Below are 21,155 nucleotides of genomic sequence, written 5' to 3'. Positions count from 1 at the left end.
TAAAACTTATATTATTCTACCCAGCTTTTAGCTACACCTCTCAGGCTAGTCGACCTTGGGGTTCAAAGTCAAGTCATTTGTCATAAAATTACCTTTCATAATCCATGGTTCCTTTCCCTCCTTCTCCCCCTTTCCCCTTTACTCACAATAACTAAAGGGATAAGCATCATTACTCCAATATCAGCAGAAATATTTTCATCCAATGAATATTGGAATCCTTGATAAATTTATCTCATGACATAAACTAATAAGATATTTACTAAAAATATAATTATTCCGAGTATTAGCCAATTCTTGCCTGCTGTCTTCATATCCGGATGATCCCTTCTATAATAGGCATATCCCATCGCTATCCCCACAATAGGAAAAATTATAGTACCCACAATAATTGCAATATTCAATCCGACCGAAACGGCAGGTTTTTCGTTAACTTTTTTCTCATTCATTTTTCATAACATCCATCAGAAATAAAGAATCAGTAAATTAGGGAATTGGGCTTATTTTCAGAATAAGCATACCGTTAATGCGACACAAGACAGGCGCTATTCGTATTGATACTAACGCTCTTTCTGTAGCAACCCAATCCCCAAAGTCGCCATAACAATGGAAACAAGAGGATTCAGCAAATTCAATAAAGCATACCCTGCGTAATCCAACGTCGGAACTCCCAGTGTGACCGCATAAAAAGTACCTGCCGTGGTCCAAGGAATTAATCCGGTCGTCAAAGTAGAACCTTCTTCCACCGAGCGAGACAATACGGCATGATCTAATTCTTTCTCCTGATATGCGCCTTTAAATAACTGACAATTAAGAATTATCGATATATACGCTTCACCCATAGCCATATTGCCGAAAAATCCCGCTGCGATTGTGGCAAAGATTAATGCACTAATGCGCTGGATGCGTGAAATGATTTGTAGCAATAGCACACGGAGAAAGCCCGCATGATGCATGATGCCACCCAGCGCCAGCGCCATGATAGACAATAACAACGTCCAAGCCATGCTGTATATACCACCGCTCCCAAGCAAGGCATCGATGCTTTCAATACCGGTAGTTTCCGGCGAATTTATCCACAGTGCATTGATTACATCGACGCCATCTCTGCCCTGATACACCACAGCGACCAACATCGCCAGCAGAATACTGCACGACATACTAACTTCCGCAGTATAACGCTGAATACTCAATCCAAGCATCAGCAACAAAGGCAATAATGTCACCCACAAATCCAACTGATAAACACTTGCCAATGCGCCACGAATTTCATTGACATAATTTCCGGGCAAAGCATTTCCGCCATATTGCATGCCCCATACAGTAAAAATGATCAGAACGATGATAAACGTTGGTACGGTGGTATAAAGCATCGAACCGATATGGCGATAAAGATTGGTACCCGCACTCATGGCAGCAAGATTAGTGGTATCGGAAATGGGTGACAATTTATCACCGAAGGTCGCGCCGGAAACGATTGCCCCCGCTACCAAGGGTAACGGAATACTCATTGCATCACCGATACCAATTAACACTATGCCGACAGTTCCGACAGTTCCCCATGAAGTGCCAGTAGCAATCGACATTAAACTACACAAAACAAATCCCGCTACCAGGAATATGCTGGGATTAAGCCAATCCAGTCCGTAATATAACAAACTGGCAATAGTGCCGCTTTGCATAAAACTGGCAATCACCATGCCTATCAACAGAAAAATATAAATTGCCGGCAACGCTTTGGTAACACCCGCATCCATCATGTGGCGGATAGCAACAAACGAATAGCCCAGCCCGCGCGCTTGTATGCTGACCCAGATTAATGCCAGAAAAATGAGCGCGTGCAAGCTGGCTTGCCAAACAAACAACCCAAGTGAAATCAGCAGCAATACCCCAGCAAAGCAAAATACTGCATGGAAAAATGACGGCAACCGACAGGCAATTGATAACTCGTCTATCGACACATCTTGTTCAGTCATCGGCTACTTCATTTCAATGTTTCATCTTCGAATAATGCCACCCAGTTACCATACCCCTTCGCCTGCAAATCCTCCTTTTTAATGAATTTGAGCGCTGCGGAATTTATACAATATCGCCGGCCAGTCGGTGCTGGACCGTCCTCAAAAACATGGCCTAAATGACTATCCGCATATCGACTGCGAACTTCAGTGCGCGGCGTCCAAAGCTCATGATCGGTTTTGAATTGGATATACTGTTCACTTATCGGTTGATAAAAACTCGGCCAACCGGTGCCCGAATCAAATTTATGAATCGACGCAAACAACGGTTCACCCGATACAATATCCACATAGATACCTTCGGTCATGTGATTCCAGAATTCATTCTGAAATGGTGGTTCGGTACCAGCGTGTTGCGTGACCTGATACTGAAGTGACGTTAAGTCATCTTTCAGTAATTCTGGGTCTTTTTTAAAATTTTCATACGGATTAGCCATTGTGGTTTTTCCTTTTCTGCTCACCTATTGATGATGAAATTTATTGGCACAGTTACCCACTTATCGCAAAAAGGTCTCGGCGTTGTCAAGAATGCTCAGAATAACATGTCCTACTTTGTTTATGGCACCTGGCCGGGCGATAGCGGCGAATTTGCAGTCATTAACAAGCCCCTCGGTAATAAAAAATTCGCCTACGCAAAACTGCTGCATCTGCTGAAACCCTCAGTACACAGACAAATACCCATATGCCCGCACCTGAATCAGGAAAAAAATGCCTGCACCGGTTGTCCTTGGATGATTGCCGATTATACAAGTCAACTTGAGCAAAAAAGAAATCGCTTCATATATGCGATGAAAAGAGTCGGATTTGATACCACGCAACTTACTATCAACCCTGTTCACCCTGCTCCACAATCCTATGGTTATCGCAATCGCTGCCAAGTAAAAACCGATGGCGTGCAACTGGGTTTTGTGTCTGAAAACTCATATCAAATCGTACCGATCAAAGATTGCATCGTACTCAATGATTCCTGCAGAAATTTATTAAAAACAGCTATCCAGCAATTACCCAACACGAACTGGCAAATTAATGACGATCAAAATTGGAATTTCATCGAACTGGATGATGATATGCAAACTAATGAAATTCTCATTAATCAGAAACGCTCTTTCAAACAAGGTAATACCTCACAGAATGCATGGATGCAGTCCTGGTTAAAAGAAAAACTGGCCAATAATCCCTGTTCTGGCAAGGTGGTAGAATTATTCTGCGGCTCAGGCAATCTTACTCAAATCATAGCCGAATCAAATTGCACCTCGATAATTGCATTGGAATCTGACGATAATGCAATTCAACAACTTAAAACAAAGAATTTCGATAAGGTAATGCCTCAGAAATACGATCTGTTTGATCCATTAGTCTGGAAAAAACTGCAGCAGCGAATCAATGATGCAAAAATGCTGATACTCGATCCACCACGTGCGGGATTAAAAAAGCACAACGGATTCTTTAATGGATTTAGGGCCTTAAGAACGATTATCTATTTCTCGTGTAACCCGGAAACTTTTGCGCGCGATGCCTGGTTTTTTAATCAAAACGGTTTTTTGATCGATGAAATTCAATTGATTGATTTGTTTCCCCACACACATCACATTGAAATATTGGCTGTATTTAATCGTCCCGAGCGATCGAATACTTGAGCTCCGTTGGCGCTTCGCAAAACTCGCCGCAGTTTATTCCAGTTTGGCGCTCGATAATCAGAATCAATCGGCGCGATGCCGCTACCCAGGCCACCGTTAAGGCAGCTTATAACAAGACAACTGCAAATCAACCGGGTTAAATGTATGCAAGACCTGTTTGCATGAGTTCAGTTAAATGAATGTTTTGCGCATTCACTTCACTGTCTGCGGCCAGCATGGCTAAAGAACCGACTGATATTTCACCATTATCGAGCATATTGATGTAGGGCGATTTATCGCTTTGTGCTGGAATGATTCCGAAAAGATTTTGCCATAACAGGGTTACAATTTCATCGTGCTGAGTAAGGTTTGCAGCATTGATAGCAAATTCACCTAACTGTTCGTAGCTCAAACCTTCATCAGCTTTGGTCAGGCCGATACCGGCATATTCCTGATTGGCAACGCTAGAAGCGCCAAATACTGCACCAAGCAGCTTTGCAACCTCGCCTGCATGACCATCTAGATCAAGTGCCAGTCCAATGTCGTCGAATTCTACGCGCTCAATATTCAATAGTATGTCTTGATTAGCGGGATTGACGTTAGCCGCGATAAAGTAATTGCCGGAAGATTTACCGAAAGTAAATTGATGGCGCGGGAATCCGATCACCACGGTATCTGTCCCTTCTCCTCCATCCAGGCTATTGCTGGCGCTGTTACCTATGAATATATCATTTCCTTGACCACCAATAGCATTCTCGATCGTCACATTATCAGCAATCCATATATTATGAATTGGCGAACCGATATTTACGCCATTGGATTGCACATATACCGGCTGACCTATCTGCGATGCACTCACCGGATTCAAATCAATCAAACTCGGGATTGCACCTGCATACCGAATGGTATCGGAGGAACCGCCTGCATCCCAGATGGTTTCGTGGTAGGCGCTTGCGTCATCATAAGTGTAAATATCATTAGCAGTATGATAAAAATTGTTAGAGCCATACAGAAATTGTATGGCAGAAATATCAAGTACCATCGGCGTGGTGGGATGAAAGGAAAATTCCGTACCTTCATCACCCTCCAAATTTGAGTAGGTATAGCTCATGATGGTATGTCGGGTGTTATCCAGTTCTCTCGGCAATGCAACTTTTGATGGATTATTGGGATCCGCAAATGGATGTTCGAGACCCAAAGCATGGCCAAGCTCATGTAAGATGGTTTCAAAAGAAATGCTACCTGGATTCCAATCCTGAAAACGAAGAAGGCCTTTCGTGTTAATCCAAATATCACCTGCTGGCGTACTGGGACTGGGAAGATAAGTCCAAGCAAGGGTTGATTCATCCGGATCTTCAGTATAGGCTGCACGTATATCCCCCACTTCACTGGCTGTTTCCGCCACTTGTACAAAATTCAGATTAGCAACGTTGGCCCATTGCTGTAACGCTCTTACAAAATTGGTTTGATCTGCTGTGGTGAGCGGGACGAAAGCGCTATTCCATGGCTCACCATCACCAAATTGAAAACCATATCCTCCCGCAAGCGACGACCAAAATAATGGATTATTGCTAATTGGAAAACTATATGAAATCGTTGTGCTTGCCCAACGAGAAATGCTCAATAGTGAGTCAATCGTATCATTGGCTGGATCAACGTGAGTAATCTCACTGGAAATAAAAGGCGATGGCATTAATGAATCTCGAATAACGAATTAAATATCAGGGAAAGAAGCTATTCAATGCAGGATCTGGATTTAATTGTTGAGGTGAATTCCATCTAATGTTCCATTCGTTCAACAAAAAAATAAACAAGTCGTACTCCTCCTTCTCTGTTAATCAAATTGTTATTATACAAATTCCAGTCCTGTCGCCGCTAATCCGATGAGATCGATATTGCCGGCGTTTATTGCTGAATCAGCCGCCAGCATACCCAAACCGGATTCCGTGTAAATGCCCTTCTGGAGTAGCTCAACATAATAATTCAAGTCGTTGAGCGATGGCGCAGTACCTACGACATTGGTATACAGCAAGTTAACGATATTATTAGGGTTTGCATTCGCTCCCAGTTTGATACTCAAGGCTAATTCCATCAAGCTGCCATAACTCCATCCACTATCCAGAAATTCCAATCCGATTCCCACATATTCTTTGTTTGCAACCGAACCTGCACCAAATACTGCGCCAAGCGTTTTGGCAGTAATACCGGCATTACCATCAATATCCAATGCGAGATATTCGTCACTAAAACTGATCCGTTCAATCTCGTTCAGCGTGTCAGTTCCTTCTATGCTTGTGTTATCGTGAATGATAACGCCGCGATTGGTGTCACGGGTGAGGGTAAAGGTGTTGTGGTTGCTCGTATAGATAGCTACATCAATGCCTTCTTGCCCATTGAGATTATCATCCCCGCCGCTACCGTTTAAGCTATCGTTGCCTCCTCCTCCCATGAGAATGTCATCGCCACCTTCACCATCAATCACATTATCAAGTGAATTGCCAATAATCTGGTCGGCCGCTGCTGAACCGAAAGCTTTCTCATATTCTCCATAGAACCAACGCAAATTGGCAGGATCCTTGCCCAAGGAAATGGTATTTTGCACATCAAAGGTACTCACGGATACTCCGACTAAATGCGTAGCACCCGTGATGTTAACCCCCATATTTAAGTAAGCGCCACCGACATACTCTGATAGATCGACCGTATCTATGCCGTCCGTATCGAAGTAGGTTCGATACCCCGCCACACCTGCTGTGATCGTATCATTGCTTGATCCACTCGTTCCGACACCTTCACCGTAAGCCTGTTGCAATGCGATCACATCCAGAATCATCGGTGTATAAGCCTGAAAAATAACGCTTGAGCCAGGCAGCAAGGAATGCTGATTATCATACGACATGATCGTAAAATATTCCTTGTACATATCTTCTGCGCTGTTTATACGAAAGCCAAGCTGAGCAAATCCAAGATCTTTGGTAGCAGCGTAATCTGTGGTAATGGTAGGTTTACCAGTGCTGACGTTATATGTACTATGAGGATGAGAAAGACCTAGCGAGTGCCCCAATTCATGCATCAGAGTTTGCCGGGCCCGTGTATTTAAATCCAATGTTAAATCGCCGTTGAATTTTGGTGTATAAGCGTTAAGAAAAATATCACTTGCCCCTCCTGTATAGTTCAACAGAAAACTATCGGTATTCCCGCCCGAAATTCCGGCAAAATTCACGTCCGAACGATAAACCCAATTAATGTTGATATCGGAAGCATCGGCCCTGCCGACATCTTCAGGATTTGGCGTAGTATCGATGCTGTTTGTTAAGCTGTCATAGTCTCCTATCCACTGAAAAGTAATATTTGCAAATTGCGAGTAGGTCTGCAGAATAGCTTGAATATTACTCTCCATGCGAGTGGTCCATGTAACCTCGTTTGTGCCGCTCGTATAAAGTATTGGATTGAAATTGGAATAATTTGAATTCAGATAATCGTTCTGGCTAAAGTCATCCGAAACGGAAACGCGGATGATGCCGCCGAGTTTGTAATTGGACAAACCGAATGCATCAAAGTTAAACATGGCTTTAGTGATAGCGGTATCCGGTGTATAAGCAATATTGGTAGCCATATTCTCTCCTTTGCGATCTGGTTTATCAGATCGCACTGCGCAACTAATTCAAGCATATAATGGCCGGAAACTTAAATCGCTCAATCGCATTGGCGGAATTTCCAGCTATCTTGGCGAGAGCCTTCTTGCTTGATAAGTACACCTCAGTTTGGCTAAGCAAAACAAATCTCTCGGGCGCTTTCACAATAAATTCCTAGCTTGTTTTCCAAAATTTGTTACTTACTGCTCGCAAAAAATTATTGCGAATATAAGCTTTGTCAGGTCTGCGCAATTGTCACTTCATACAGAATCGATAAATTATGTTTAATAAATGACCAATTAATCTTTGATCACTTCTACATATCCATTGATATACCACTGATAAAGCACTTCCTCAGATTCTTCATCCATATATAGGGGTGGCAATATTTCTTGATCATTAGCCAACCTAATCAACAAATGATATGCATCATCGTCAACTTCAAAAATTTCACCATTCATAAATAACTTATTGACTCCACTTAACATTCTACTTTTTAAGTTAAGTTGTACGCCATTTTTCATAATTTGCCGTAGAAATAAATCCGAACTCATGGGATTTATCGGTTGCTCAAAAAAAACATGCGGTTTCGGTTCTGAAAGATAAATACCAAGAAAGTTTTGAATATCGATGCGATTCCATCTAATCTTTTTCAGAATCGAATTTACTTGAAACAGCATTGCCGCGTTGATTTCTGACGGATGAGCTTGCAATCGCAAATCAGGATCCGAATACCTACCCTCCACGGCTAAGTTATCTTGTAAATAAACTAGAAATTGCATCATTAGCTCATAATGGCTAAGTGCGCGAAACCCAATGGAATAAGTCATACAATCAGTTTCAGCGATACCGTTATGAGCATATTTGGGAGGCAAATAAAGCATATCTCCGGCATTAAGCACCCATTCCTGTTCCGGCAAAAAATCTTTCAATATCCTAAGCGGAGCATCGGCAATAAATTGATCATCCTGTTGAGAAGATATTTGCCAGCGCCTGGAGCCCATACCCTGCAACAGAAACACATCATAAGAATCGAAATGCGGTCCGATCCCACCGCCTTTAGGCGCATAACTCACCATCAAATCATCCAGGCGAGTATGTGGAATAAAGCAAAATTTTTTCAACAAATCACGAGCGGAAGGGAGAAAATGATTTACTTCCTGTACCAGTAAAGTCCATTGCTTTTTAGGCAGCTTGGTAAAATCATACTCGTTTAAGGGACCATGTTGGAGATGCCATTTTCCTTTTTTATGGATAACTAGACGAGATTGCACATCTTCAGTACATGCATGCTTTATCAGCTCATCGCACGTTAACAAACCGCTAAACCCAGGCAATGCATTTCTGATCAGCAACGGACGTTTCTGCCAGTAATCCCTTAGAAAATCTTTGGGGGTAATTCCTCCCAATGAAATTGTCTTAATATTATTGATGCCGAGTTCCCCACAATTCTTCCAAGCGTTTATCCCGTCCACAATTGTTCCGGTAATATTTATATCGCAACGGATTTTTCTGATAATAATCCTGATGGTACTCTTCAGCTCGATAAAACTCTGTCGCGAGTAAGATTTCAGTGACTACGGGCTTAGTAAATCTTCCTGATTGATCCAGCATCTTTTTCGAAATCTCAGCCTGTTCCTTTTGCTCAGAATCGCGATAAAAAATTGCACTACGATATTGCGCGCCAGTATCACAAAACTGCCGATCAGGGGTTAACGGATCAATGGTAAGCCAATAGGCATTCAGTAGCTTGGAATAGCTGGTTTTTGTTTTATCAAAATAAACCATGACTGCCTCAACATGCCCCGTTTTTCCGGCAACTACTTGCTCATAGGTTGGATTTGCAACTGTACCTCCAATATAGCCGGATATCGTCGATATCACGCCCTGCATCTTGTCAAAATCAGACTCGGTACACCAAAAACAGCCGCCGGCAAAAATTGCGGTATCTAAGTTCTCATTCGTCAAATAAACAGATTCCGATTCAGCAATCATTGAATCAATTTGTTGACACCCACTCACGAATATAGATAACAAAATCACATTAAAAAAATACCATAGATGCAAAACTCGCTCCCACATAAAATTACCCCCTAAGCGCTGGTAGTTGATCCGCTTTCTGGATAAATTTCAGCGCAACTCCATTATTGCACCATCGTTCATTTCTGGGTGGTGGGCCATCCTTAAAAACATGACCCTGATGCCCTCCACAACGTGTACAGTGATACTCTATCCGCAGAATAATCAATTTAAAATCACGCTTAGTACTAATGTGTCCAGAAATAGGTTGTGTAAAACTTGGCCATCCGCTTCCGCTCTCATACTTATATTGACTTTCAAACAAAGGCAGATAGCATGCAGCACATATGAAAGTTCCTTCTCGATGTTCGTGACTCAATTCGCTGCTGCCCGGATCCTCGGTGTGCTCGTGAAATAATACCCGGAAAGCTTCTGGAGACACTAGACTACGCCACTCTTTAGGAGATTTCTTCAACCGCTCAATCGGTGCGCCATTAACGGTTATGGCAAGCGACTGATCAGGAATAAAAAGCATCGTTACAGGTAATGCACTGGCTAAACTCATTCCCTGCAGAAAGGTACGCCGCTTCATAAGAAATCCCTCGCAACATTGACATCGATACATAACAGACTATCAAGCAATAACGACACCCTGAGAATGCAATTTATTAATTCAATCTTAGCGCCATTGCCGCTTTAATCACTTCCAGCAAATCGTAAGCCTGTTAATAATTCAGCAGATTCTCATCAGCTTATTTGCTTTACTGAAATTTGATCTATTGGCTGACACTAAGTTTCAGGCATACTCCGCACTCTGCAGATTCCTCTACAAATCCTGTATCATCACGGTTTTAAGATTATATCTCAGCCTACATGAAAATAACTTTTCTGGAATTTGAGCAAAGTATTGCTGAATTTGAATCAAAAATTGAGGAATTACGTTTTGCGCAAGATGATTCTGCACTGGATATTTCAGCAGAAATCGCGCGTTTACAAGCTAAAAGCCAGTCTCTCACAAAAAATGTTTATGCAAAACTGACTCCCTGGCAAATATCACAAGTTGCTCGGCACCCGCAACGTCCGTATACACTGGATTATGTCGAGCACCTATTTACTGATTTCGAAGAATTACACGGTGATCGTAATTTTTCTGATGATCATGCAATTGTGGCCGGTCTGGCTCGTTTTAACGGGCAGACTATCATGGTAATCGGACATCAAAAAGGACGCGACACGAGGGAAAAAATTTACCGGAATTTTGGCATGCCCAAACCGGAGGGGTATCGTAAAGCCCTGCGTTTAATGTACTTGGCAGAGAAATTTTCTATCCCGTTAATTACTTTTATCGATACTCCCGGAGCATATCCAGGAATCGATGCGGAAGAACGAGGGCAATCAGAAGCCATTGGCAAGAATCTCTATGTCATGGCACAACTCAAAATTCCCATTATTTGCGTAATTATTGGGGAAGGCGGTTCAGGGGGAGCCTTGGCGGTAGCGGTAGGTGATGTAATTCATATGTTGCAATATTCCACTTACTCAGTGATATCTCCAGAGGGTTGTGCCTCAATTTTATGGAAAAGTGCGGACAAAGCACCAGAAGCAGCTGAAATTATGGGCATCACAGCTGATCGACTAAAATCGTTTAATTTAGTGGATAGTGTAATTACTGAGCCTGTGGGCGGCGCTCATCGTGACTATCCGGCAACTATGCAGGCGGTAAAAAATGTTTTACAGGAGTCTCTGCGTAAACTCCAAGACCACTCTATCGAAACACTCTTAGAAAAACGTCTGGAACGGCTTATGGCATATGGTTCATTCAAGGAAGTTAAAGTCGATTAATTTCCTGCATAATGTTCGGGATGCATTACTCGCTCACATCAAGCCGGGTGACCACTTAGTTGTCGCTCTGAGTGGTGGTGTTGATTCAGTTGTTTTGCTGCATACACTCGCCACTCTTTCTAGAGAAATTCCTCTAACGCTATCCGCGGTACACATCAATCACGGTATAAGCAGCAATGCAACCCTTTGGAGTAAATTTTGTTGTCAACTATGCCATTCTTACGGTATTTCTATTTATATTGCTTATTTAAAAATCAAGAAAGAGACTGGTGAAAGCCTTGAAGCAAAAGCTCGAGAAGAACGATATCGCGTATTTAGTCAAATACAAGCAAATTATGTGGTATTAGCGCAACATTTAGATGACCAAGCAGAAACATTGTTATTACAATTATTTCGTGGCGCTGGCATAAAAGGGTTATGTGGCATGCCTTCAGTCAGAAGGCTATCGTCTACAGCAATACCACAAATACTGCGTCCCTTATTAGAAATTTCTCGCGATGAAATAGAAAGTTATGGGCGATTAAACAAATTAAACTGGATCAAGGACGAAAGTAATGACAGTATTATTTTCAATAGAAATTTTCTCCGCCATGAAATTTTACCGACATTAAAAAAACGATATCCTAATTATTCCAAAACATTGCTACGCACCAGCCGCCATTTTTCCGAAGCTTCATTGCTGCTGGATGAGTTAGCCGCCATGGATAATGAATATTGTACGGTTTCAGGAAAAATCCAAATTAGCAACATACACATGCTTAGCTTTGCTCGCGCTAAAAATCTGCTACGTTACAATCTGGCACAACGGGATATAACACTTCCTAGCACAGTAAAATTAGAAACCATTCTGCACCAGATTTTGTCGGCAGGACCAGATAGTCAACCTTGCATCAGTTTCGGGAATACTGAAATTCGCTGTCACAAAGGCTCAATTTATATCTTATCCAGTAAAATTTCTCCTTCAGGTTCTGCACATTATATATGGAATGGAGAAAGCCATTTAGTACTGGATCATTTTAACGGCACTATCTGCTTTACAGACGTAAAAAGCCAGGGCATTAGTCGAAAGAAAATATTGACTGAATTGATTACCATCCGCTCACGTAAAGGTGGTGAACGTTTTATGCCGGCTTGCAATCGTCCACGAAGAAGCTTGAAAAATTTGCTGCAAGAAGCATCAATTCCACCATGGGAGCGTAACACAATACCTTTAATATTTTATGGAGAAAAACTGATATGGGCTCCTGATATCGGCATTGATTGCGAATTTCAAGTAAAATCGGATGAGTTCGGAATCTTGCCTATATGGCACCCTATGTAACAAACAACAAGAAATTATGTGTTTTGAATTACGAGTTCCTATATCACAAGAATTGTCGTTCCGGATCACTTATTTTTATAGGAAAGCAAAATGATTTTTGTCACCGGAGGCGCAGGATTTATTGGAAGTAATTTCGTTTTAGATTGGTTAACGCAATCTGACGAAGAAGTTGTAAATCTTGATAAATTGACTTATGCCGGAAATCTAAAAAATTTACTGTCAGTAGCTAAAGATCCCCGACATATCTTTATACAAGGAGACATTGCTGATACACAACTGATCGATCAAATATTAACGCAGTATCAGCCACGCGCAATTATCAACTTAGCTGCAGAAAGCCACGTCGACCGCTCAATTCATGGGCCCGAAGATTTTATTCAAACCAATATCTTAGGAACATTTCGTTTGTTAGAATCCATTCGAGCTTATTGGAATAATCTTTCAACCGCAGCAAAACAGAATTTCCGCTTTCTCCATGTTTCAACCGATGAAGTTTATGGTTCGTTAGCGTCCAACGAGCCTGCATTCACAGAAAATCATAGATATCAACCCAATAGTCCCTATTCAGCCAGCAAAGCTTCCAGCGATCATTTAGTGCGCGCGTTCCATCATACCTATGGTTTACCCGTACTTACCACAAATTGTTCAAACAATTATGGCCCTTTTCAATTTCCGGAAAAATTGATACCACTAGTCATTGTTAATGCTCTTGCACAAAAACCCTTACCTATTTATGGGGATGGTTTACAAATTCGTGATTGGCTTTTTGTTTCGGATCATTGCAGTGCCATTCGTCGTATCCTAGAAGGAGGCATTCCAGGAGAAACTTACAATATCGGAGGCTGGAATGAAAAGCCAAATATTGAAATCGTAAAAACGATATGTACGATACTTGAAGAAATTTATCCGAGTGTAGGATTTCATAATTTGATTACTTACGTCAAAGATCGTCCTGGCCATGATCGGCGCTATGCTATTAATGCTATTAAGATCGAAAAAGAATTAAGTTGGAAACCGGCAGAAACCTTTGAAACAGGAATTCGTAAAACCGTTCATTGGTATCTTAATAATCAAGAATGGGTAGCAGATATCCAGACCGGAGCATATCGCGAGTGGATTAAAAAAAATTATACCGAGTTAAAATAATGAGAATCTTACTTTTAGGCAAAAATGGACAACTAGGATGGGAGCTACAGCGAAGTCTAGCACCTTTAGGGGAACTCATTTCTTTAGATTCAGCAAGCAGGGAATTGTGCGGTGATCTTTCTAATCTTAAGGGTATCAAACAAACAATTCAAAAGACTGAGCCCAATGTCATTGTTAATGCCGCAGCTTATACCGCTGTCGATAAAGCAGAAAATGAACCAGAATTAGCACAAATCCTTAACGCAGAAGCGCCTAAGATATTGGCGCAAGGGGCAAAAGAACAGAATGCGAGGTTAATTCATTATTCAACAGATTATGTTTATAACGGCAGTGGCAGTCAACCTTATGTTGAAACTGATACCGCTGATCCTCTAAATCATTATGGCAAAACAAAACTGGAAGGTGACGAGAATATACTGACATCAGGTTGCTCACACTTGATATTCCGTACTAGCTGGATTTATTCAACTTTTGGAAACAATTTCATCAAAACGATTCTTTACTTAGCACAGAATCGGGATAAGTTAACTATTGTGAATGATCAGATAGGTTCGCCAACAAGCGCAGAATTAATCGCTGATATCACAGCTTATGCGTTGTTTACAGTAAAGCATAAACCAGAGATTTCCGGCTTGTTTAACCTAACGGCAAAAGGATATATATCCTGGTACGAGTTCGCTAAATTTATTCTGGAATATGTTGAGGAAAGAAATCTTCCACTTAAAATTCACTCGAGTGACATAGATTCAACTTCAAGCGTTGAGTTTCCCCTACCAGCCAAACGGCCCCTTAATTCACGCTTGAATACGAACAAATTGGGAAACACATTTCAAATAAGTTTGCCAGCTTGGCAAGTCGGCGTGTCCCGTATATTAACAGAAATATTGTACAATAAAAAACTTTAAATTAATATAAACAATCCGTTATGAATAATTCATACCAGATCATCCTAGGAAACGCAATGGCGATTGAGATTTAATTTCTTAAGGGTCATGTTTTACCTAATAGTCCACCCAGAGTCAAATATAATATTTGAAATAATTTGACTAAAGCGCTTGGAAAATACATCTGAAAGTCCCTCACGAGGCGTGAAATCAGTAAGCGTTTCAGCTTTAATAATTTCACGAGCAACATACTCCGCACTACCTATTGCATCAGTAAGTCCCAAATCAATACTTTTCTGACCGGTCCAGATAATCCCACTGAATATATCTGAATCATTCTTCAGGCGTTCTCCTCTTCCTTGCTTAACAACCTGAATAAACTGCTCATGTACTTCACGTAATAATTTTGTAGCATGATCTATTTGAATTGGATCCAATGGCGAAAAAGGATCTAAAAAGCTTTTATTTTCACCGGCGGTTAACAAACGTCTTTCAATACCAAGTTTCTCCAAAGCCCCTGTAAAACCAAAGCTATCCATCAATACACCAATGGATCCGATCAAACTTGCTTTATCTACATATATTTCATCTGCAGCAACCGCTATATAGTACCCCCCTGACGCACATATATCCACGACAACCGCGTAAAGAGGGATATCTGGATATTTAGCACGTAAACGGCGTATTTCATCGTTAATATATCCTGCTTGAACTGGACTTCCTCCGGGACTGTTTATTCGTAAAATAACACCTTTCGTATTTTTATCTTGAAATGCTGATCGTAGGCTGCTATTTATCTTATCAGCGCTGTTCATATTATCAGCGGTAATTGTTCCTCTTAAATCTATCAATGCAGTATGTTTGTCTGTCAGTCTAACTTTCCCATCGTCAATCCAGCCTAATGCAAAAAATAATAGAATAAAAAGATAGAAGAAAGTAACTAGCTTAAAAAATATTCCCCATCTACGCGCGCGTTTCTGCTCATTTAAAGAAGCTAAAGCAAGATTTTCGAGTAAATTTCTTTCCCAGCCATCTTCCTTAAGATCGGATTCTTTCATAATCATTTTACCCATAAAAACAGAAATTAAAAACTTAAACCAAGCAACGATAAAGAGAACTGATAATCATACGCGATATATATTTGATATGATCTCAATCGAAATAAGGTAAATTATTAGTATTCGTGAATAAAAGAAATCGGAATAATCTAACTTTTCTTATTTCAAATTCGGTTTCTCGTCGTTCGCAGCGAAGGGGGCTATCTTTTCGTATTATCGCTAAAATAAAAAAACCCATCACAAATTAAAGTGATGGGTCTTGTTAATGAGTGCCTGGCGGTAACCTACTTTCACATGCGAATACACACTATCATCGGCGCAGCTTCGTTTCACAGTTCTGTTCGAGATGGGAAGAAGTGGGTCCAAAGCGCTATGGCCGCCAAGCGTAACTTGTTAATTAAACGATAATTTTATCATTTAATTTTCGGAAAAGTAAATAAGATTAGAGTAATCCATAAGACTTTATTTTAACTATTAAATTATTATAGTTATAGGATCAAGCCACACGGTCAATTAGTATCGGTTAGCTTAACATATCACTATGCTTACACACCCGACCTATCAACGTCGTAGTCTTCGACGAACCTTTAGGAGGATTAAATCCTCGGGAAATCTTATCTTGAGGAGAGTTTCCCGCTTAGATGCTTTCAGCGGTTATCTCTTCCGCACATAGCTACCCGGCGATACGACTGGCGTCATAACCGGTACACCAGAGGTGCGTCCACTCCGGTCCTCTCGTACTAGGAGCAGGTCCTCTCAAATTTCCAGCGCCCACGGCAGATAGGGACCAAACTGTCTCACGACGTTTTAAACCCAGCTCACGTACCACTTTAAATGGCGAACAGCCATACCCTTGGGACCGGCTACAGCCCCAGGATGTGATGAGCCGACATCGAGGTGCCAAACTCCCCCGTCGATATGAACTCTTGGGAGGAATCAGCCTGTTATCCCCGGCGTACCTTTTATCCGTTGAGCGATGGCCCTTCCATACAGAACCACCGGATCACTATGACCTGCTTTCGCACCTGCTCGACTTGTCAGTCTCGCAGTCAAGCACGCTTTTGCCATTGCACTATCAGCACGATTTCCGACCGTACTTAGCGTACCTTCGTACTCCTCCGTTACAATTTGGGAGGAGACCGCCCCAGTCAAATTGCCTACCATACACGGTCCCCAATCCAGATAATGGATCTAGGTTAGAATCTCAACAACATCAGGGTGGTATTTCAACGTTGACTCCATGAATTCTAGCGAATTCACTTCAAAGTCTCCCACCTATCCTACACAAATGTTATCAAAATCCAATGTAAAGCTACAGTAAAGGTGCACGGGGTCTTTCCGTCTAGCCGCGGGGAGATTGCATCTTCACAAACATTTCAACTTCGCTGAGTCTCAGGAGGAGACAGTGTGGCCATCGTTACGCCATTCGTGCAGGTCGGAACTTACCCGACAAGGAATTTCGCTACCTTAGGACCGTTATAGTTACGGCCGCCGTTTACCGGGGCTTCAATCAAGAGCTTTCACCCCATCATTTAACCTTCCGGCACCGGGCAGGCGTCACACTCTATACGTCCACTTTCGTGTTTGCAGAGTGCTATGTTTTTATTAAACAGTCGCAGCCACCAGTTTATTGCAACCTTATTCTGCTTCATGCGCGAAGCATTACACATACTAAAGGCACACCTTCTCCCGAAGTTACGGTGTCATTTTGCCGAGTTCCTTCTCCTGAGTTCTCTCAAGCGCCTTAGAATTCTCATCCCACCCACCTGTGTCGGTTTGCGGTACGGTCTTCATTCAACTGAAGCTTAGCGGCTTTTCCTGGAAGCATGGTATCACTCACTTGGCACTCCTAAGAGTGTTTCGTTATCACGTCTCAATTAAATCGCCCGGATTTGCCAGAGCAATATATCTACACGCTTGAACCGGGACATCCAACACCCGGCCGAGCTAACCTTCTCCGTCCCCACATCGCATTGAACAAAGGTACTGGAATATTAACCAGTTTCCCATCAGCTACGCATTTCTGCCTCGCCTTAGGGGCCGACTTACCCTGCGTCGATTAACGTTGCACAGGAAACCTTGGGTTTTCGGCGAGGGAGTCTTTCACTCCCTTTATCGCTACTCATGTCAGCATTCGCACTTCCGATACCTCCAACGACCTTTACAAGTCGCCTTCACAGGCCTACGGAACGCTCTCCTACCATTTACATAAATGTAAATCCCTAGCTTCGGTGCACAGTTTGAGCCCCGTTACATCTTCCGCGCAGGACGACTCGATCAGTGAGCTATTACGCTTTCTTTAAAGGATGGCTGCTTCTAAGCCAACCTCCTGACTGTTTATGCCTTCCCACTTCGTTTCCCACTTAACTGTGTCTTTGGGACCTTAGCTGAGGGTCTGGGTTGTTTCCCTTTCGACACCGGACGTTAGCACCCGATGTCTGTCTCCCATGCTTACACTCTTTGGTATTCGGAGTTTGCAATGGTTTGGTAAGTCTCAATGACCCCCTAGCCATAACAGTGCTCTACCCCCAAAGGTGATACATGAGGCACTACCTAAATAGTTTTCGGAGAGAACCAGCTATTTCCAGATTTGTTTAGCCTTTCACCCCTACCCACAGCTCATCCCCTAATTTTTCAACATTAGTGGGTTCGGACCTCCACGAAGTGTTACCTTCGCTTCATCCTGGCCATGAGTAGATCATCTGGTTTCGGGTCTACACCCAGCAACTAATCGCCCTATTAAGACTCGCTTTCGCTACGCTTCCCCTATTTGGTTAAGCTTGCTACTGAATGTAAGTCGCTGACCCATTATACAAAAGGTACGCAGTCACTCTTTCGAGCTCCTACTGTTTGTATGCATGCGGTTTCAGGATCTATTTCACTCCCCTTCCGGGGTTCTTTTCGCCTTTCCCTCACGGTACTGGTTCACTATCGGTCGATTACGAGTATTTAGCCTTGGAGGATGGTCCCCCCATCTTCAAACAGGATTTCACGTGTCCCGCTCTACTTATTTCAATCCTAGTTCCACATCCAAATTTTCACCTACAGGGCTATCACCTGCTATGGCTTAACTTTCCAGAAAATTCGATTAATTTAAGATGCTAAATATTGAAGGCTGATCCCATTTCGCTCGCCACTACTTTGGGAATCTCGGTTGATTTCTTTTCCTCTGGTTACTTAGATGTTTCAGTTCACCAGGTTTGCCACACTTAACCTATATATTCAGTTAAAGTTGATTCTTGCTTAATTTGCTTTCATACAAAAAACTCAAAAGCCTATTAAACAAAAATCGGGTTTCCCCATTCGGACATCTTCGGATCAAAGTTTGTTTGCCAACTCCCCGAAGCTTTTCGCAGGCTTCCACGTCCTTCATCGCCTGTAATCGCCAAGGCATCCACCACATGCACTTATTCACTTGATCCTATAACTTTAATAACTTATTGTCATAAGAATTTTATCGACATGAATCTAAATTCATATCGATAATACAATAAACTTATAAGATACAATCCAACCCTATATTTCACTTACAATAAAGAATACTTCTTTAGTGCAAGCAAAATACTTTACTTTTCCATTTTTTTAAAGAACAAAATTACATATACCTTACAGCAGATCTAATCTCTAACCAAAAGCCCACCTAATCATTAGCCTTAGATATGGTGGAGGTGAACGGGATCGAACCGATGACCCCCTGCTTGCAAAGCAGGTGCTCTCCCAGCTGAGCTACACCCCCTTCATTTTGTTGGTGGGTCTGGGTGGACTTGAACCACCGACCCCACGCTTATCAAGCGTGTGCTCTAACCAACTGAGCTACAGACCCCAAAGCGAGTCTAAGCATCATCCATATCCCGGACAAACTTATCTCACAAAAGCTTCCCAGATCTTAGTTCTGCTTATTAAGACAATCGATAAGTGTGGACACTTAAATAAAGCTCTCTTGAAAGGAGGTGATCCAGCCGCAGGTTCCCCTACGGCTACCTTGTTACGACTTCACCCCAGTCATGAACCTCACCGTGGCAAGCGCCCTCCTTACGGTTAGACTACCTGCTTCTGGTGAAACCCACTCCCATGGTGTGACGGGCGGTGTGTACAAGACCCGGGAACGTATTCACCGCGACATGCTGATCCGCGATTACTAGCGATTCCGACTTCACGGAGTCGAGTTGCAGACTCCGATCCGGACTACGACGCGCTTTTTGAGATTGGCTCCCCCTCGCGAGTTGGCAACCCTCTGTACGCGCCATTGTATTACGTGTGAAGCCCTACCCATAAGGGCCATGAGGACTTGACGTCATCCCCACCTTCCTCCGGTTTATCACCGGCAGTCTCATTAAAGTGCCCAACTTAATGCTGGCAATTAATGACAAGGGTTGCGCTCGTTGCGGGACTTAACCCAACATCTCACGACACGAGCTGACGACAGCCATGCAGCACCTGTGTTCAGATTCTCTTTCGAGCACAAATTCATCTCTGAATATTTTCTGACATGTCAAGGGTAGGTAAGGTTTTTCGCGTTGCATCGAATTAATCCACATAATCCACCGCTTGTGCGGGTCCCCGTCAATTCCTTTGAGTTTTAATCTTGCGACCGTACTCCCCAGGCGGTCAACTTCACGCGTTAGCTTCGTTACCAAGTCTAATAAGACCCAACAACTAGTTGACATAGTTTAGGGCGTGGACTACCAGGGTATCTAATCCTGTTTGCTCCCCACGCTTTCGTGCCTGAGTGTCAGTGTTAACCCAGGGGGCTGCCTTCGCCATCGATGTTCTTCCATATCTCTACGCATTTCACTGCTACACATGGAATTCCACCCCCCTCTGCCACACTCTAGTTTTGTAGTTTCAAACGCAATTCCCAGGTTAAGCCCGGGGATTTCACATCTGACTTACAAGACCACCTGCGCACCCTTTACGCCCAGTAATTCCGATTAACGCTCGCACCCTACGTATTACCGCGGCTGCTGGCACGTAGTTAGCCGGTGCTTCTTCTGTTGATACCGTCATGAATTCCGGATATTAGCCAGAATTTTTTCTTCTCAACTGAAAGAGCTTTACAACCCGAGGGCCTTCTTCACTCACGCGGCATTGCTGGATCAGGCTTGCGCCCATTGTCCAAAATTCCCCACTGCTGCCTCCCGTAGGAGTCTGGGCCGTGTCTCAGTCCCAGTGTGGCTGGTCGTCCTCTCAGACCAACTACTGATCGTTGCCTTGGTAGGCCATTACCCCACCAACTAGCTAATCAGACATCGGCCGCTCCAAAAGCATGAGGTCTTTCGATCCCCCACTTTCTTCCTTAGATATTATGCGGTATTAGCACATCTTTCGATGCGTTATCCCCCACTTAAGGACACGTTCCGATGTATTACTCACCCGTCCGCCACTCGCCACCAGATGCAAGCATCCGTGCTGCCGTTCGACTTGCATGTGTAAAGCATGCCGCCAGCGTTCAATCTGAGCCAGGATCAAACTCTTAAGTTTGACTCTATTAACTCTTTCGCTTGACGTTTTGATAATTGATAAAATATCTTAATTTATCAACACCTATTATTTCTTGCGAATACTATTTTATTTTTTGAGGATTTTAATCCTCTTCACTTTATTAAGTATCCACACCTATCG

14 protein-coding genes, 2 tRNA genes and 3 rRNA genes are annotated in these 21,155 nt (G+C 42.7%); 5 read left to right on the top strand and 14 right to left on the bottom strand.

The genetic code is table 11. The annotated features are described in order from the left end of the window. Positions 1-227: 227 nt before the first annotated feature. From C4S39_RS12475 to msrB (C4S39_RS12465), 3 genes are all read right to left on the bottom strand, one after another. Positions 228-446, bottom strand: coding sequence for a hypothetical protein (locus C4S39_RS12475; protein WP_103967304.1), 219 nt, complete (start codon positions 444-446; stop codon positions 228-230). Between the two features lie 111 nt (positions 447-557). After that, positions 558-1,973 carry a Na+/H+ antiporter NhaC gene (gene nhaC, locus C4S39_RS12470; protein ID WP_103967303.1) on the bottom strand — a complete coding sequence of 472 codons (1,416 nt, stop codon included), beginning with the start codon at positions 1,971-1,973 and terminating at the stop codon, positions 558-560. Between the two features lie 8 nt (positions 1,974-1,981). After that, positions 1,982-2,449, bottom strand: coding sequence for a peptide-methionine (R)-S-oxide reductase MsrB (gene msrB, locus C4S39_RS12465; protein ID WP_103967302.1), 468 nt, complete (start codon positions 2,447-2,449; stop codon positions 1,982-1,984). A gap of 30 nt (positions 2,450-2,479) precedes the next feature. Here msrB (C4S39_RS12465) and C4S39_RS12460 point away from each other — a divergent pair, with 30 nt between their 5' ends. Then, on the top strand, positions 2,480-3,649 hold the full coding sequence (locus C4S39_RS12460) for a class I SAM-dependent RNA methyltransferase (protein WP_258039435.1): 1,170 nt from the start codon (positions 2,480-2,482) through the stop codon (positions 3,647-3,649). Between the two features lie 136 nt (positions 3,650-3,785). Here C4S39_RS12460 and C4S39_RS12455 read toward each other — a convergent pair whose 3' ends face one another. From C4S39_RS12455 to msrB (C4S39_RS12435), 5 genes are all read right to left on the bottom strand, one after another. After that, positions 3,786-5,321, bottom strand: coding sequence for a M10 family metallopeptidase (locus C4S39_RS12455; RefSeq protein WP_103967300.1), 1,536 nt, complete (start codon positions 5,319-5,321; stop codon positions 3,786-3,788). Between the two features lie 156 nt (positions 5,322-5,477). Beyond that, positions 5,478-7,244 (bottom strand): hypothetical protein, encoded by a 1,767-nt coding sequence (locus C4S39_RS12450; RefSeq protein WP_103967299.1) that lies wholly within the window; start codon positions 7,242-7,244, stop codon positions 5,478-5,480. 318 nt (positions 7,245-7,562) lie between these two features. Continuing rightward, positions 7,563-8,729 (bottom strand): cupin domain-containing protein, encoded by a 1,167-nt coding sequence (locus C4S39_RS12445; protein WP_258039439.1) that lies wholly within the window; start codon positions 8,727-8,729, stop codon positions 7,563-7,565. Beyond that, complete coding sequence (gene msrA, locus C4S39_RS12440) at positions 8,689-9,231, bottom strand: peptide-methionine (S)-S-oxide reductase MsrA (RefSeq protein WP_258039434.1); 543 nt, start codon at positions 9,229-9,231, stop codon at positions 8,689-8,691. Before msrA ends, C4S39_RS12445 begins: the two co-directional genes overlap by 41 nt. A 118-nt stretch (positions 9,232-9,349) precedes the next feature. Continuing rightward, entirely contained in the window at positions 9,350-9,874 is a 525-nt protein-coding gene (msrB, locus tag C4S39_RS12435; protein WP_103967296.1) for a peptide-methionine (R)-S-oxide reductase MsrB, read from the bottom strand. A 281-nt stretch (positions 9,875-10,155) separates the two neighbouring features. Here msrB (C4S39_RS12435) and C4S39_RS12430 point away from each other — a divergent pair, with 281 nt between their 5' ends. The 4 genes from C4S39_RS12430 to rfbD all read left to right on the top strand — a co-directional run bounded on the left by C4S39_RS12430 (position 10,156) and on the right by rfbD (position 14,496). Further along, positions 10,156-11,124 (top strand): acetyl-CoA carboxylase carboxyltransferase subunit alpha, encoded by a 969-nt coding sequence (locus C4S39_RS12430; protein ID WP_103967295.1) that lies wholly within the window; start codon positions 10,156-10,158, stop codon positions 11,122-11,124. Further along, positions 11,093-12,445: a tRNA lysidine(34) synthetase TilS gene (tilS, locus tag C4S39_RS12425; protein WP_103967294.1), complete on the top strand. Its 1,353-nt coding sequence runs from the start codon at positions 11,093-11,095 to the stop codon at positions 12,443-12,445. Before C4S39_RS12430 ends, tilS begins: the two co-directional genes overlap by 32 nt. 90 nt (positions 12,446-12,535) lie before the next feature. After that, on the top strand, positions 12,536-13,591 hold the full coding sequence (gene rfbB, locus C4S39_RS12420; protein ID WP_103967293.1) for a dTDP-glucose 4,6-dehydratase: 1,056 nt from the start codon (positions 12,536-12,538) through the stop codon (positions 13,589-13,591). Next, positions 13,591-14,496: a dTDP-4-dehydrorhamnose reductase gene (rfbD, locus tag C4S39_RS12415; protein WP_103967292.1), complete on the top strand. Its 906-nt coding sequence runs from the start codon at positions 13,591-13,593 to the stop codon at positions 14,494-14,496. The genes rfbB and rfbD overlap by 1 nt, the downstream gene beginning before the upstream one ends. A gap of 92 nt (positions 14,497-14,588) precedes the next feature. Here rfbD and C4S39_RS12410 read toward each other — a convergent pair whose 3' ends face one another. From C4S39_RS12410 to C4S39_RS12385, 6 genes are all read right to left on the bottom strand, one after another. Continuing rightward, entirely contained in the window at positions 14,589-15,533 is a 945-nt protein-coding gene (locus C4S39_RS12410) for a S49 family peptidase (protein WP_103967291.1), read from the bottom strand. 271 nt (positions 15,534-15,804) lie between these two features. After that, a 5S ribosomal RNA gene (gene rrf, locus C4S39_RS12405) occupies positions 15,805-15,917 on the bottom strand. A gap of 108 nt (positions 15,918-16,025) precedes the next feature. After that, positions 16,026-18,954, bottom strand: a 23S ribosomal RNA gene (locus C4S39_RS12400). Positions 18,955-19,193: 239 nt separating this feature from the next. Next, a tRNA-Ala gene (locus tag C4S39_RS12395) sits at positions 19,194-19,269 on the bottom strand. 10 nt (positions 19,270-19,279) lie between these two features. Beyond that, positions 19,280-19,356, bottom strand: a tRNA-Ile gene (locus C4S39_RS12390). Between the two features lie 120 nt (positions 19,357-19,476). Continuing rightward, positions 19,477-21,014, bottom strand: a 16S ribosomal RNA gene (locus C4S39_RS12385). Together the 16S, 23S and 5S rRNA genes with 2 tRNA genes alongside form the textbook arrangement of a ribosomal RNA operon. Between the last annotated feature and the right edge of the window lie 141 nt (positions 21,015-21,155).

This window comes from Nitrosomonas ureae (assembly GCF_900108305.1).
GTDB classification, from domain to species: Bacteria; Pseudomonadota; Gammaproteobacteria; order Burkholderiales; family Nitrosomonadaceae; genus Nitrosomonas; species Nitrosomonas ureae_B.
This window is presented reverse-complemented; position numbering and strand designations above follow the sequence as displayed.

Coding starts and splice junctions, on each gene's coding strand:
- C4S39_RS12475 (WP_103967304.1), bottom strand. CDS start 446: ATGAATGAGAAAAAAGTTAACGAAAAACCTGCCGTTTCGGTCGGATTG.
- C4S39_RS12455 (WP_103967300.1), bottom strand. CDS start 5,321: ATGCCATCGCCTTTTATTTCCAGTGAGATTACTCACGTTGATCCAGCC.
- nhaC (WP_103967303.1), bottom strand. CDS start 1,973: ATGACTGAACAAGATGTGTCGATAGACGAGTTATCAATTGCCTGTCGG.
- C4S39_RS12430 (WP_103967295.1), top strand. CDS start 10,156: ATGAAAATAACTTTTCTGGAATTTGAGCAAAGTATTGCTGAATTTGAA.
- msrB (WP_103967302.1), bottom strand. CDS start 2,449: ATGGCTAATCCGTATGAAAATTTTAAAAAAGACCCAGAATTACTGAAA.
- rfbB (WP_103967293.1), top strand. CDS start 12,536: ATGATTTTTGTCACCGGAGGCGCAGGATTTATTGGAAGTAATTTCGTT.
- C4S39_RS12450 (WP_103967299.1), bottom strand. CDS start 7,244: ATGGCTACCAATATTGCTTATACACCGGATACCGCTATCACTAAAGCC.
- msrB (WP_103967296.1), bottom strand. CDS start 9,874: ATGAAGCGGCGTACCTTTCTGCAGGGAATGAGTTTAGCCAGTGCATTA.
- C4S39_RS12410 (WP_103967291.1), bottom strand. CDS start 15,533: ATGAAAGAATCCGATCTTAAGGAAGATGGCTGGGAAAGAAATTTACTC.
- tilS (WP_103967294.1), top strand. CDS start 11,093: ATGGTTCATTCAAGGAAGTTAAAGTCGATTAATTTCCTGCATAATGTT.
- C4S39_RS12460 (WP_258039435.1), top strand. CDS start 2,480: ATGATGAAATTTATTGGCACAGTTACCCACTTATCGCAAAAAGGTCTC.
- rfbD (WP_103967292.1), top strand. CDS start 13,591: ATGAGAATCTTACTTTTAGGCAAAAATGGACAACTAGGATGGGAGCTA.